General features: G+C 72.5%; 12 protein-coding genes. All 12 read left to right on the plus strand.

Going from position 1 to position 14,020, the window contains the following annotated elements; all coding sequences use genetic code 11:
- The first annotated feature begins 12 nt into the window (after window positions 1-12).
- The 12 genes from FHX36_RS01875 (at window position 13) to FHX36_RS01930 (ending at window position 13,857) form a co-directional block, all read left to right on the plus strand.
- Complete coding sequence (locus tag FHX36_RS01875) at window positions 13-1,491, plus strand: aldehyde dehydrogenase family protein (protein WP_110551229.1); 1,479 nt, start codon at window positions 13-15, stop codon at window positions 1,489-1,491.
- A gap of 48 nt (window positions 1,492-1,539) precedes the next feature.
- Complete coding sequence (locus FHX36_RS01880; RefSeq protein ID WP_110551228.1) at window positions 1,540-2,658, plus strand: NDMA-dependent alcohol dehydrogenase; 1,119 nt, start codon at window positions 1,540-1,542, stop codon at window positions 2,656-2,658.
- A gap of 109 nt (window positions 2,659-2,767) precedes the next feature.
- A complete protein-coding gene (locus FHX36_RS01885; RefSeq protein ID WP_110551227.1) occupies window positions 2,768-3,874 on the plus strand; it encodes a zinc-dependent alcohol dehydrogenase in 1,107 nt (368 codons plus the stop codon).
- A gap of 10 nt (window positions 3,875-3,884) precedes the next feature.
- On the plus strand, window positions 3,885-4,889 hold the full coding sequence (locus FHX36_RS01890) for an amidohydrolase family protein (protein ID WP_110551226.1): 1,005 nt from the start codon (window positions 3,885-3,887) through the stop codon (window positions 4,887-4,889).
- Between the two features lie 306 nt (window positions 4,890-5,195).
- A complete protein-coding gene (locus FHX36_RS01895; protein ID WP_110551225.1) occupies window positions 5,196-6,797 on the plus strand; it encodes an ABC transporter substrate-binding protein in 1,602 nt (533 codons plus the stop codon).
- Complete coding sequence (locus tag FHX36_RS01900) at window positions 6,794-7,828, plus strand: ABC transporter permease (protein WP_110551224.1); 1,035 nt, start codon at window positions 6,794-6,796, stop codon at window positions 7,826-7,828. Before FHX36_RS01895 ends, FHX36_RS01900 begins: the two co-directional genes overlap by 4 nt.
- On the plus strand, window positions 7,815-8,702 hold the full coding sequence (locus FHX36_RS01905; RefSeq protein WP_110551223.1) for an ABC transporter permease: 888 nt from the start codon (window positions 7,815-7,817) through the stop codon (window positions 8,700-8,702). The genes FHX36_RS01900 and FHX36_RS01905 overlap by 14 nt, the downstream gene beginning before the upstream one ends.
- Window positions 8,699-9,856 (plus strand): ABC transporter ATP-binding protein, encoded by a 1,158-nt coding sequence (locus FHX36_RS01910; protein ID WP_110551241.1) that lies wholly within the window; start codon window positions 8,699-8,701, stop codon window positions 9,854-9,856. Before FHX36_RS01905 ends, FHX36_RS01910 begins: the two co-directional genes overlap by 4 nt.
- Entirely contained in the window at window positions 9,853-10,947 is a 1,095-nt protein-coding gene (locus tag FHX36_RS01915; RefSeq protein WP_110551222.1) for an ABC transporter ATP-binding protein, read from the plus strand. Before FHX36_RS01910 ends, FHX36_RS01915 begins: the two co-directional genes overlap by 4 nt.
- Window positions 10,944-11,363: an ester cyclase gene (locus FHX36_RS01920; RefSeq protein ID WP_110551221.1), complete on the plus strand. Its 420-nt coding sequence runs from the start codon at window positions 10,944-10,946 to the stop codon at window positions 11,361-11,363. The genes FHX36_RS01915 and FHX36_RS01920 overlap by 4 nt, the downstream gene beginning before the upstream one ends.
- 8 nt (window positions 11,364-11,371) lie before the next feature.
- The gene (locus FHX36_RS01925) at window positions 11,372-12,241 is read left to right on the plus strand and encodes an SDR family NAD(P)-dependent oxidoreductase (RefSeq protein ID WP_146251533.1); all 870 of its coding nucleotides are present in this window, start codon (window positions 11,372-11,374) and stop codon (window positions 12,239-12,241) included.
- A gap of 77 nt (window positions 12,242-12,318) precedes the next feature.
- Window positions 12,319-13,857: an AMP-binding protein gene (locus tag FHX36_RS01930; RefSeq protein WP_110551219.1), complete on the plus strand. Its 1,539-nt coding sequence runs from the start codon at window positions 12,319-12,321 to the stop codon at window positions 13,855-13,857.
- The last annotated feature ends 163 nt before the right edge of the window (window positions 13,858-14,020 follow it).

A 14,020-nucleotide genomic window follows, 5' to 3' on the forward strand; every position in this document is an offset into this window, starting at 1 on the left:
GGACTGCAGACCATGACGATCGCCCCTCCCGGCCCGGTGGCCGGTTCCTCGCTCATCATCGACGACGCCCAGCTGATCGGCGGTGACTGGGTCCGCGCCGCGGACGGCCGCACCATCGACGTCATCAACCCCGCCACCGGCGAGGTCCTCGCCCGGGTGCCCCGCGGCGGTGCCGACGACGTCGAGGCCGCGGTGCGCGCCGGCGAGGCCGCGTTCCCCGCCTGGCGGGACACCAACGCCACCGCCCGCGGCGCGCTGATCACCCGCTGGGCCCAGCTCATCGACGAGCACATCGCCGACCTCGACGCGCTGGAGTCGCAGGAGGTCGGCCGGCCCAGCTGGGGCCCGCCGCCGATGTCCCGGATCCTGAACTTCATCGCCGGCCAGGCCGACAAGGTGCAGGGGCTGACCCTGCCCACCTACACCCCCGACGCGATCGGCCTGACCCTCCGCGAGCCCTACGGCGTGGTGGGCGCGGTCATCCCGTGGAACGCCCCCGCGCCGATGTTCGTCAACGACGTCGGCCCGGCCATCGCCGCCGGCAACACCATCGTCATCAAGCCGGCCGAGGACGCCCCGCTCACCGCCCTGGCGCTGGCCAAGCTGGCCCTCGAGGCCGGCATCCCGCCGGGCGTGGTCAACGTGGTCACCGGCTACGGCCACGAGGCCGGCGCGGCGATCCCGGCGCACCCGCGGATCCGGCGGATGAGCTTCACCGGCTCGCCGGACACCGGCTCGCTGGTGATGGCCGCCTGCGCCAAGAACCTCACCCCGCTGCACCTGGAGCTGGGCGGCAAGTCGCCGCAGGTGATCCTCGCCGACGCCGACCTGGACGCCGCGATCCCGGCCATCGCCATGGGCATCACGCTCAACACCGGCCAGATCTGCGCCGCCGGCTCCCGGGTCGTGGTCGACCGGAGGATCCACGCCGAGGTCGTGCAGCGGCTGGCCGAGCGGATGTCGCAGGTCAAGGTCGGCCCCTGGCACCAGCAGGTCAACATGGGCCCGCTGATCAACGCCAAGCAGCAGGAGCGGGTGCTCAAGTACATGCAGCTGGGCCAGGAGGAGGGCGCCGACCTGGTGCTCGGCGGCGGCCGCCCCTCCGGCGCGGAGTTCGAGCGCGGCTTCTTCGTCGAGCCGACGCTGTTCGACAACGTCGACCCGTCGATGCGGATCCACCAGGAGGAGATCTTCGGGCCGGTCCTGGGGGTCACCCCGGTCGCCGACGCCGACGAGGCCCTCGCGGTCGCCAACGGCACCGACTACGGCCTGGTCGCCTCGGTCTGGACCCGCGACATCGGCCGCGCCGTCCAGTTCAGCCGCGGGCTGCAGGCCGGCCAGGTGGCGGTCAACGCCGCGCTGGGCGCCGGCGTCATCGGCGGGCCGTTCGGCGGCTACAAGCGCAGCGGCTTCGGCCGCACCATGGGCGCCGACGCCGTCCTGGACTACACGCAGGTCAAGACCGTCTCCCTCCGGGGCACCGGTGCCTGAGCCGACTCCCGCCGCCGTCCCCGCTCCCGCCCCCAGGAGGGTCTCCCGATGAGCATCACCACCCACGCCGCCATCGCCCGGGGCCCGCACCTGGGCTGGGAGATGGTCGACCTCCAGCTGGACGACCCGAAGGCGCACGAGGTGCGGGTGAAGTTCGCCGCCTCCGGCCTCTGCCACTCCGACGACCACATCACCCAGGGCGACGCCCCGGTGCGCTTCCCGATGGTCGGCGGGCACGAGGGCGCCGGCATCGTGGAGTCGGTCGGTCCCGACGTCCGCCGGGTCAAGCCCGGCGACCGGGTCATCTGCTCCTACATCCCGGCCTGCGGTTCCTGCCGGCCGTGCTCGACCGGTCACCAGAACATGTGCGTCAAGGGCCTCAACGCCGGCAGCGGCATGTTCCTGGACGGCACCTTCCGCTTCCACCTCGGCGACGAGGACCTCGGCGGCTTCTGCTCGCTGGGCACCTTCTCCCAGTACGCGGTGGTGTCGGAGTGGGCGGTCGTGCCGCTGGCCGACGACATCCCGTTCGAGGTCGCCAGCCTCGTCGGCTGCGGGGTGCCCACCGGCTGGGGCTCGGCGGTCTACGCCGCCGGCGTCCGCCCCGGCGACACCGTCGTGGTCTTCGGCTCCGGCGGCGTCGGCAGCAACGCCGTCCAGGGCGCCCGGTACGCCGGCGCCAAGAACGTCGTCGTCGTCGACCCGGTGGAGTTCAAGCGGGAGATGGCCACCGTCTTCGGCGCCACCAACACCTTCGCCTCGGCGAAGGAGGCGCACGACTTCGTCGTGGAGACGACGTGGGGCCAGCTGGCCGACCACTGCATCCTCACCCCGGGCGTGGTGACCGAGGAGATCGTCAACTCCGCGGTCCAGATGACCGGCAAGGGCGGCAAGGTCACCATCACCGGCGTCGGCAAGATCAACGAGAAGGCCGTGCACTTCCACGCCGGCGCGCTCATCGGGTACCAGCGGCAGGTCCGCGGCGCGCTGTTCGGCGACTGCAACCCGCTCTACGACATCCCGAAGCTGCTCGGGCTGTACCGGGCCGGCGACCTCAAGCTCGACGAGCTGGTCACCCGCACGTACGCCCTGGACGAGGTCAACCAGGCCTACCAGGACCTGACCGACGGCAAGAACATCCGCGGCGTCATCGTCCACGACATCTGACGTCCACCGGCCACCGCGGTGGCCGCCCCCGGAGCCCGGTGCCACCCGTCCGCACGGGTGGCACCGGGTCCCCGGCGCGCCCGCGCGCCGGCCGAGCTCGAGGAGAGCGATGAGCGACAGCGTGCGCGCGGTGGTCCAGACCGGTCCGCGGAAGATGGAGGTGCGGGAGTTCCCCCGCCCGGTGATCGGTGCCGACGACGGCCTGCTCCGGGTGGAGGCCAACGGCATCTGCGGCAGCGACGTGGAGACCTACAAGGGCCACATGTCGATGGGCCGCGGCGACTTCATCCCCGGCCACGAGCCGATGGGGATCGTCGAGGAGATCGGTGACCGCGCCGCCGAGCGCTGGGGCGTGCAGGTCGGCGACCGGGTGGCCCTGGAGGTCATCGTCCCGTGCCGGGCCTGCGCCAAGTGCCTCACCGGGCGCTACCAGGCCTGCCCGAACCGGACCCTCGGGCACGGGGTCACCGGGGTCGACGTCGCGCCCAGCCTGTTCGGCGGCTTCGCCGAGCACCTCTACCTGACGCCGAACTCCGTGCTGCACAAGATCGACAAGACCATCCCCGCGGAGATCGCGGTCATGTTCAACCCGCTGGGCGCCGGCGTCCGCTGGGCCGTCCACCTCGGCGGCATCGGCCTCGGCGACACCGTCGTGGTGCTCGGCGCCGGCCAGCGGGGGATCGCCTCGGTGATCGCGGCCAAGGCCGCCGGCGCCGGCACGGTCATCGTCACCGGCCTGGAGGCCGACGCGCACAAGCTGGCGCTGGCGCGCGAGTTCGGCGCCGACCACACCGTGGTCGTGGGGGAGGGCGGCGAGGACGTCGTCGAGCGGGTCCGGGAGATCACCGACGGCGAGATGGCCGACGTCGTCCTGGAGCTCACCCCGATGGCGGCCGGCCCGGTCACCGACGCGCTCAAGGCGGCCCGGCACGGCGGCACCGTGGTGCTCGCCGGCCTCAAGGGCGGGCGGGAGATCCCGCTGAGCACCGACCTGATCATCAACCGCGCGCTGGTCGTGAAGGGCGCCTTCGGCGTCGACTTCGCCGGCCAGGAGGCGGCCATCGCGCTGATCGAGTCCGGGCGCTTCCCGCTGGAGAAGCTGCACACCCACACCTTCGGCCTGGACGACACCGCCCTGGCCATCGAGACGCTCGCCGGCGAGGTGCCGGGGGAGTCCCCGGTGCACGTGTCGGTCCACCCCAACCTCTCCGCCTGAGGAGGCACCCGTGCTCGTCGATGCGCACGCCCACCTGCTGCCCCGCGACTACCCGGCCGACGCCCCGGAGTGCTTCCCGCGGATGGAGCCGGTGGACGGCTCCAGCGCCCGCACGTTGCTGTTCGGCGCCATGCGCTTCACCGCCCGGGACGTCTTCTTCGACGCCGAGCGGCGGATCGAGGAGCAGGACGCCTCGGGGGTGGACGTCGAGGTGCTGAGCCCGATGCCGCCGCTGCTGAAGTACGACCTCCCGGCCGGTGACGGGATGTCGCTGGCCCGGCACGTGAACGAGTTCACCGCCACCCTGTGCGCCACCGACCCGTCGCGGTTCAAGGGGCTGGGCATGGTGCCGCTGCAGGACCCGGACGCCGCCACGGCCGAGCTCAAGGCGGTCAAGGACCAGGGCCTGCACGGGGTGGAGATCGCCTCCAACGTGCTGGGGAAGTCGATCGGCCACGAGCAGTTCCTGCCGTTCTTCCAGGAGGTGGAACGGCTGGGCCTGTCGGTGTTCGTGCACGCGATGCCCAGCCCCTCGGAGCGGCTGCCCATGGCAGCGATGGGCACCCACGTCGTCGGCGTGGAGGGCGCGTTCGCCGCGGGCTCGATGATCAGCGGCGGCACCGCCCTCGCCTGCCCCGACCTGCGGATCTCCTTCAGCCACGGCGCCGGCGGCTTCCCGATGGTCCTGCCGCGCGCCCAGTACTTCTGGGGCGGCTCCTGGAACGAGGAGCCCGTCGACCTCACCCGGGCGGTCATGCACGACGACGGCCCCTCGCCCCTCGAGCTGGCCCGCCGGTTCTGGTACGACTCGATGGTCTTCGACCGGCGCACCATCCGGTACCTGATCGACCTGCTCGGCGCCGACCGGCTGCTGGTCGGGTCGGACTTCCCGGCGATGCTCCGGGAGGACCCGGCCGCCCGCACGCTGCGCGGCATGGACCTGCCGGAGGCCGACCTGGCCGCCATCACCGGCGAGAACGCGCTGCGCTGGCTCGGGATCGACACCCCCGCCTGACCTGTCCCACCGCCGTCCCGACCGCGTCCGGCCCGCCTCCCCGGGGGGCCGGACGCGGTCGTCGGCATGCCCTGGGAACGGTCCCGGCGATCGTGATCGAACCGTTGCCACGGGGCGCTGAATTGTCTCCCGCCGGACGGAAGCAACGGGCGCGGGAGGGCTGGTCCCACGGGACTCTTCTGGAGACGCAGTGAGCCCGGTCACTCCGGCCGCGACCACCGCGAGGCACCTGTTCGCTCACCGGCCATCGCCGGATCCGCGCAGCCAACGACGCCCACTGAAGCGGGAGCTACCCACGTGAGACGAATGAAGAAGCTGGCCCCGATCGCCGCGGCCCTGATGATCCTCACCGCCTGCGGTTCCGGCGGCGACGACGACTCCACCGACCCGGCCGCCGGTGGTGGCGGCGGCGAGCCGGTGGCCGGTGGTGAGCTGACCGTCCTGGAGGACGCCTCCTTCGCCGGCTCGTGGCCCGCCGGCCTGGACCCGGCGACCAACACCACCGGTGGCTCCAACATCGCGATGAACCAGGCGATCTTCGGTGGGCTGTTCCTGCTCAAGGCCGAGGACGACGGCTCCAACGCCGAGGTCACCCCCAACCAGGCCGAGAGCGCCGAGATGTCCGAGGACGGGCTCACCTTCACGGTGAAGCTCCGCGACGGCATCGAGTTCAGCGACGGCACGCCGCTGGACGCCGAGGCGGTGCGCTTCAACTGGGAGCGCGACCTCGCCAACCCCTGCACCTGCAAGCCGACCTGGCCGCTGGCCCCGAACGGCATCTCGGTGGTCGACCCGCTGACGGTCCAGCTCACCTTCACCCGGCCCTACCCGGCGATCCTGGCCTCCTTCCCGGCCAGCAACGTCAACTGGATCGCCTCCCCGACCGCCCTCGAGGAGCTCGGCGAGGACGCCTTCAAGATCACGCCGGTCGGCGCGGGCCCCTTCACGGTCGAGTCCAACCAGCTCAGCTCCTCGCTGGTGCTGAAGAAGAACCCGACCTACTTCAAGGAGGGCCTGCCCTACCTCGACGGGCTCACCTTCCAGTCGATCGGTGGCGACCAGCCCGCCTACCAGGCGCTGCAGGCCGGTCAGGCCCAGGTCTACGAGGGGCTGAACACCACCCCGCTGCTCGAGCAGGCGCAGCAGAACGACCAGCTCCAGGTGGTCGTGCAGCCGGCGACGTCGCCGTACGTCATCCAGCTGAACACCGCGATCGCACCCTTCAACGACGTCAAGGCCCGTGAGGCGATCTACCGCGCCACGGACTTCGAGGCGATCAACGAGGGCATCTTCAAGGGCACCTACGACGTCAGCCAGAGCTTCACCGGCCCCGGCGGCAAGTTCTACGAGCCCGAGGTCGAGGGCTACCCGGAGTACGACCTGGACGCCGCGAAGGCGCTGGTCGAGGAGCTCGGCGGGCTCACCGTCCGGCTCGGCACGATCAGCAACTACGTCGCCACGCAGATCAACACCGCCCTGCAGACGCAGTGGCAGGAGGCCGGGATCGACGTCGAGATCAACGACTACCAGCTCTCCGGCGTCATCCAGGAGTTCACCGGTGGCCAGTGGCAGGCCATGCTGCAGACCGCCGGTGCCTGGGACCCCGCCGCCGGTGTCGGCGTCGGCTTCCGCTTCCAGTCCGGTGTGCCCTACAGCGGGGTCGACGACCCGGCGCTGGACCAGCTGCTGAACGACGCCTCCGCCACGGTCGACGAGGCCGAGCGGGCGGACCTGTACCGGCAGGCCGGTGAGCTGATCGCGAAGAACTTCTACGCGCCCTTCGGCCTGGCCTTCGCCCCGGCGAACATCTCGGCGGCCGGCGTGCACGGTCCGGGTCTCACCACGAAGATCCCGCCGATCCTGGTCAACGCCGGGGTCATCTGGGACGAGGTCTGGCAGGAGCAGTGACCACTGCCACCCTCCCGCGGGTCCCGGTCAGCCGGGACCCGCGGGTCTCCCCGCTCCGCCGGGTGACCGGTTCGCCGGCCCTCCGGTTGGTCGTGAAGCGGCTGCTCATGGCCATCCCGATCATGCTCGGCGTCACCGTCCTCACCTTCTGGGTGCTCAGCCTGATCCCCGGCAACGCGGCCCAGCAGCTGCTGGGCCCGGAGGCCACCCCGGAGGACATCGCGCTGCTCGAGGAGCGGCTCGGGCTCAACGAGTCCGGGGTCTCCCGCTACCTGAGCTGGCTGGGCAACGCCGTCACCGGCGACCTGGGCAACTCCCTGGTCAGCGGGCAGCCGGTGAGCGACGTGCTGGGGGAGCGGCTGCCGGTCACCGGGGAGCTGGTCTTCCTGGCCTTCTTCGTGTCGCTGCTGCTGGCGGTGCCGGTGGCCCTGCTCGCGGCCTACAAGCCGAACGGGGTCGTCGATCGGATCAGCATGATGATCAGCACGCTGGGCCTCTCGGTCGCCAACTACGTGCTGGCGCTGATCCTGGTGCTGGTCTTCGCGGTGCAGCTGGGCGCGCTGCCGGCCATCGGGTACGTCCCGCTGTCCGAGGGGCTGTGGGCCAACCTCGAGCCGATGATCCTGCCGTCGGCGGCGATCGGGCTGCCGCTGTTCTGCTTCTACACCCGCTTCCTGCGCGGCGACCTGGTCGACCAGATGCAGCAGGAGGAGTACGTCACCACCGCCCGGGCGAAGGGCATCGGCCCGTGGCAGGTGCTGATCAAGCACGCGTTCCGGAACTCGTCGTTCGGCCTGATCACCGTGGTCGGCCTGAACCTGGGCGCGCTCATCGGCGGCACCGTGATCATCGAGCAGATCTTCGCGCTGCCCGGCGTCGGCCAGATGCTGCTGCAGGCGATCAACACCCGCGACTTCGTCGTCGTGCAGGCCGCCGTGGTGATCTTCGCCCTGGTGGCCGTGGTGGCGAACCTGCTCGTCGACCTCATGTACGCCGTCCTGGACCCGAGGATCCGCTATGGCGCTCGCTGAGACACCCCTGCAGGTCGCGGAGCGGCCGGCCGCCGAGCAGGACGACGCCGTCCCCGGTGGGCGGCGGTGGCGCGGGAAGCTGGGCCTCTGGCTGCCCGGCGGCGCGATCGTGCTGATCGTCGCCGCTTGCTTCCTGGGTCCGACCGTGCTCGGCCTGCCCAAGCCGGTCGGCGGCAACGTGCTGGAGAGCTACCTGGGGCCCGGGTCGCCCGGTCACCTGCTCGGCACCGACCCCAACGGCAACGACATCCTGTCCCGGCTGCTGCACGGCGGCCGCGCCTCGCTGTTCATCGCCTTCGCGGTCAACATCGTCGGCCTGGTGCTCGGCGGCACGCTGGGTGCGCTGTCGGGCTACCTCGGCGGGGTCGTCGACACCGTGATCATGCGGGTGCTCGACGTGCTCATCGCCTTCCCGTCGCTGGTGCTCACCCTCGCGGTGGCCCAGGCCCTCGGCCCGAGCATCCGCAACACGATCTTCGCGCTGACCTTCTTCAGCATCCCGGCGGTCGCCCGGGTGGCCCGGTCGGCGGTGCTCCGGCTGCGGGGCCAGCCCTTCATGGCCGCGGCCGAACTGGCCGGCACACCCGCCTGGCGGGTGCTGTTCCGGCACCTGGCGCCCAACATCGCCCCGCAGCTGATCACCTTCGGCATGCTCGGCATGGGCATCGTGATCATCATCGAGGGAGCGCTGAGCTTCCTCGGTCTGGGCATCCCCGCCCCAGCCCCCAGCTGGGGCAACATGGTGGCCGACGGCCAGCTCAGCCTCTCCGCGACGCCGATGCTCGTCGTCTGGCCGAGCGTGGCGCTGCTGGTCACCGTGCTGTCCTTCAACCTCCTCGGGGAGAACCTCCGGGCGCGATGGAGCGGTCGATGAGCGAGCGGACAGCGGCGTACCCGGTCGCGGACAGCCAGGTCACCACGGGCGTGATCGGGGACCCGTCCCCGACGGCGGGTGCACACCGGAGCCCCGGGGAGCCGCTGCTGCAGGTCGAGGACCTGCGGGTGCAGTTCACCGGCCGGGGCCGGCGGGTCAACGCGGTCAACGGGCTCTCCTACGAGCTGGTCCCCGGCCGGATGATGGCGATCATCGGCGAGTCCGGGTCGGGCAAGAGCGTCAGCTCCCGGGCGCTCATGGGGCTCCTGCCGCCGGCCGCGCAGATCACCGGGTCGATCCGGTTCGAGGGCCGCGAGCTCATCGGGCTGCCCGACCGGGAGATGCGCAAGCTGCGCGGCGGCGACATCGCCATGGTGTTCCAGGACCCGGCGCGGTCGCTGAACCCGACGATGAAGATCGGCAGCCAGATCACCGAGGCCGTCCGGGCGCACAGCGACCTGGACAAGAAGGGCGCGCACGCCCGGGCGATCGAGCTGCTCCGGCTGGTCCGCCTGCCGGCGCCCGAGCGGCGCTTCCACGAGTACCCGCACCAGCTGTCCGGCGGCATGCGCCAGCGCGTGATGATCGCGATCGCGCTGGCCGGGAACCCACGGCTGCTCATCGCCGACGAGGCGACCACCGCCCTCGACGTCACCACCCAGGCCCAGATCATGGAGCTGCTGGTGGAGCTGCGCGAGCGGCTCGGCATGGCGGTCATCATGATCAGCCACGACCTCGGGCTGGCGGCCAGCTACGCGGAGGACGTCGTCGTCATGTACGCCGGGCGGGCGGTCGAGCAGGCCCCGGTCCACACGCTGTTCTCCAACGTGCGGATGCCCTACACCCGCGCCCTGCTCGGGGCGATCCCCGCGCTGGAGCGCGAGCCGCACTCGATGCTGCCCGTCACCCCCGGGCAGCCGCCGGACCTCAGCGCGCTGCCCAAGGGCTGCCCGTTCCGGCCGCGGTGCTCCAACGCCACCGACAAGTGCCTGGAGCACCCGCCGTTCCTCGAGCACGAGCCGGGCCACTCGTACGCCTGCTGGCACCCCGCCGGCACCGAGCTCGACACGGCCCCCGCGGTCACGGCCGCCCTGACGCCGGCGACCGAGGCGGCCCACCAGTCCACCGCACACGACCAGGGAGCCGCCCAGTGACCGCCGTCGACCAGCGACCGCAGGGCCCGTCCACGCCGTCGAAGACCCCGCTGCTGCGCGCCCGGAACCTCGTGCAGGAGTTCCCGGTGCGCGGCGCCGGCGGGGTCAAGGGCGGGGTCGTCCACGCCGTGTCCAACGTGTCCTTCGACGTCTACGCCGGTGAGACGCTCGGCGTGGTGGGGGAGACCGGGTCGGGGAAGTCCACCCTGGCCCGCTCGGTCATCCAGGCGCCGCGGCCCAAGTCCGGCGAGGTCGAGTTCCAGGGCACCGACCTGATGACGCTGCGCCGGAAGGACCTCAAGCAGGCCCGTCGGCAGATGCAGATGGTCTACCAGGACCCGTTCGGCTCGCTGAACCCGCGCTGGCGGATCTCCGAGCTCGTCGAGGAGCCGCTGGTCGGCTACGGCGAGGGCAACGCGAGCAGCCGCAAGCGCCGGGTCGAGGAGCTGCTGGACCTGGTCGGCCTGGACCCCTCGCAGTACGCGAAGCGGCGGTCGCACGAGCTCTCCGGTGGCCAGTGCCAGCGGGTGGCCATCGCCCGCGCGATCGCCCTGGACCCCGCCCTGGTCATCTGCGACGAGGCGGTCTCCTCCCTCGACGTGCTCATCCAGGCCCAGGTGCTCAACCTGTTCGAGAAGCTGCGCCGCGAGCTCAACCTCTCCTACCTGTTCATCGCCCACGACCTGGCGCTGGTCAAGCAGGTCAGCGACCGGGTGGCGGTCATGTACCTCGGTCAGCTGGCCGAGATCGGACCGGCCGACGGGATCTACCGGCAGCCGCTGCACCCCTACACCTCGGCGCTGCTGGACTCGATCCCGCGGATCGACCCGGCCACCGGCCGGGCCAACAAGCCGGTGGCGCTGGCCGGGGAGCCGCCGTCGCCGGTCGACCCGCCGAGCGGCTGCCGGTTCCGCACCCGCTGCCCGCGCGCCCAGCTCAAGTGCGCCGAGGAGGAGCCCCAGCTGGTGGAGCTGCTGCCCGGCCACCAGGCGGCGTGCCACTTCCCGCTGACCATCCCGGAGAGCGAGCTGACCCGGCGCCCGGCCGGCGCCACGCAGGCGGCGCCGGACCCGTCGTTCGCCCGCGGGTGAGCACCGAGGGCAACAAGGCCGTCGTCCGCCGCTGGATCGAGGAGTTCAAGACCGGCGGCGACGAGGCGGTGGCCGACGCGGTGCGGTCGCCGCGGTTCGTCAACCACTCGGCCCCGCCGGGGGCACCGAGCGGGCCGGAGGCCGGGAAGGCCGCCTTCCGCGCGATGCGGGCGGCCTTCCCCGACCTGCACGTGACCATCGAGGACATGGTGGCCGAGGGGGACCAGGTGGTCACCCGGCAGACCTTCGCCGGCACGCACCGCGGGGAGTGGATGGGCGTCCCGGCCACCGGCCGGGCGGTCACCTGGGCCGTGATCGACGTCGTCCGGCTGGAGGACGGCCTGCTGGTCGACCACTGGGCGGTCGCCGACATGCTCGGGCTGCGCGCCCAGCTGACCGCCGAGGGTCCCGGGTGACCGGCGCCATGCCGGCCCCCGTCGGTCCGGGCCGGGTCGCCGTCGTCACCGGTGCGGCCAGCGGCATCGGGCTGGCGCTGAGCCGCCGGTTCGCCACCGAGGGCATGGCCGTCGTGCTGGCCGACGTGGAGGGCCCGGCGCTCGAGGCCGCGGCCGCCGGGCTGGCCGACCAGGGCGCCCGGGTGCGCACGGTGGTCACCGACGTGTCCGACGCCGACCAGGTCGACGCCCTGCGCGACGCGGCCCTGGCGGCCTTCGGCGCGGTGCACGTCGTCTGCAACAACGCCGGGGTGGGCGGCCCGCACAGCCCGCTGTGGGAGATCTCGCGCGGCGACGCCGACTGGGTGCTCGGGGTCAACGCCGGGGGAGTGCTCAACGGCATCCGCTCCTTCGTGCCGGTGCTACTCGAGCAGGACGCCGGGCACGTGGTGAACACGGCGTCGGTGTTCGGGCTGTTCGCCGGCACGCTGGGGGTCTACGGCCCGTCCAAGCACACCGTGGTCGCGCTGTCCGAGGCGCTGCACCTGCAGCTGCGCGAGGTCGGCGCCCGGGTCGGGGTCTCGGTGCTCTGCCCCGGCCCGGTGGCCACCCGGTTCGGCTCCTCGGACCGCAACCGCCCGGCCTCGGCCGGTCCGGCCACCGGCCGCGAGGTCGACCAGGAGTCGGCCGCGCGGATGGACGAGCTGCTCGCCGCAGGCCGGCCGCCGGACGAGGTGGCCGGTCTGGTCGTCGACGCGATCACCGGCGGGCAGTTCTACGTGCTCACCTCGACCAACCGGATCGAGGCGATCCGGGCGCGCGCCGAGGCGATCGTCACCGGCACCCCGCCGGAGCCGCCGTTGAGCTTCCGGCCTGCGCCGGGGCCACTCGTCGGCTGAGGAGCGGCCGGTTAGCGTGACGGCGACCACGTTCCGCGGCCGGCACCGCAGCCGGCCCAGGCACCAGGGAGCCGGCAATGCGCGTGCCCTTGACCACCCGTGACTTCCTCGACCGGGCGGAGCTGGTCTACGGCGACCGGGTCGGCGTCGTCGACGAGCCGACCCAGCCCGCCACGTCGCTGGGCTCGCTGAGCTACCGCGAGCTGGCGCGCCGCGCCCGGGCGATCGCCGCCGGGCTGGACGCGCTGGGCGTCGGCGAGGGCGAGCGGGTCGCCGTGGTGAGCCACAACTCCGCGCGGCTGCTCGAGCTGCTCTACGCCGTCCCGTCGGCCGGCCGGGTGCTGGTGCCGGTCAACTTCCGGCTCTCGCCCGGGGAGTTCAGCTACATCGTCGAGCACTGCGGCGCCAGCGTGCTGCTGGCCGACCCCGAGATCGAGGGGCAGCTGGCCGGCATCGACGTCCCGCACCGGTTCCTGCTGGGCGAGGAGTACGAGTCCGGGCTGCTGCGCCCCGAGACCGAGCCCGCGCCGTGGCGCGAGCCCGACGAGGACGCCACCGCCACGATCAACTACACCAGCGGGACGACGGCGCGGCCCAAGGGCGTGCAGATGACCCACCGCAACATCTGGGTCAACGCCACGACGTTCGGCATGCACATGCAGGTCAGCGACCGCGACGTCTACCTGCACACGCTGCCGATGTTCCACTGCAACGGCTGGGGGCTGCCGTACACCAGCGCGGGCCTGGGCGTGACCCAGGTGGCGCTGCGCAAGGTCGACGGCGCGGAGATCCTCCGCCGCGTCGAGCAGCACGGCGTCACGCTGATGGCCGGGGCGCCCGCGGTGTGGAACGCGGTGCTGGAGGCCGCCGCCGACTGGGACGGCCCGGTGCCCGGCCGTGACCGGGTGCGGATCATCGTCGCCGGCGCGCCGCCGCCCTCGCGCACCATCGCCCGGGTCGAGGAGGAGCTCGGCTGGGAGTTCAACCAGATCTACGGCCTCACCGAGACCGCGCCGCTCCTGACGATCAACCGGTCGCGCGCGGAGTACGACGGGCTGGACCCGCAGGCCCGGGCGAAGGCGCTCTCCCGCGCCGGGGTGCCCGCGCTCGGCACCCGGATCACCACCAGCGAGAGCGGTGAGGTGCTGGCCCGGGGGAACACCGTGCTGGCCGGCTACTGGGAGAACCCGGACGCCTCCGCCGAGGCGCTCGACGGCGGCTGGTTCCACACCGGCGACGGCGGGACCCTCGACGAGGGCGGCTACCTCACCATCTCCGACCGCAAGAAGGACGTGATCATCACCGGCGGGGAGAACGTCTCCTCGATCGAGGTGGAGGACGCCGTCTTCAGCCACCCCGCCGTCGCCGAGGTCGCGGTCATCGGCGTGCCCGACGAGAAGTGGGGCGAGATGGTCACCGCGCTGGTGGTGCGCGCCGAGGGGGCCGAGGTCACCGAGGCGGAGATCATCGCGCACGTCCGCGGCTCGCTGGCCGGGTACAAGGCGCCCAAGCGGGTGGAGTTCCGCGACGCCATCCCGCGGACGGCGACCGGCAAGATCCAGAAGTTCAAGCTCCGCGAGGCGTTCTGGTCCGGAGCCGAGAAGCAGGTGAACTAGAAGGACCACCCTTCCCCCCACGCCTCGCGAGCTCGGCGCGGGCCCCTGAAGGGTGGCCGTTCCAGCAACTCACCTCGCGGGGCCGTTCCAGCACCTCACCGAGGTGACCGTCCGTAGCCCCTGACCTCCCCCCGAGGGGGGAGATGTCCTCCGCAGCTCTACG

Origin of the sequence: Modestobacter versicolor (assembly GCF_014195485.1) — a bacterium.
GTDB lineage: Bacteria > Actinomycetota > Actinomycetes > Mycobacteriales > Geodermatophilaceae > Modestobacter > Modestobacter versicolor.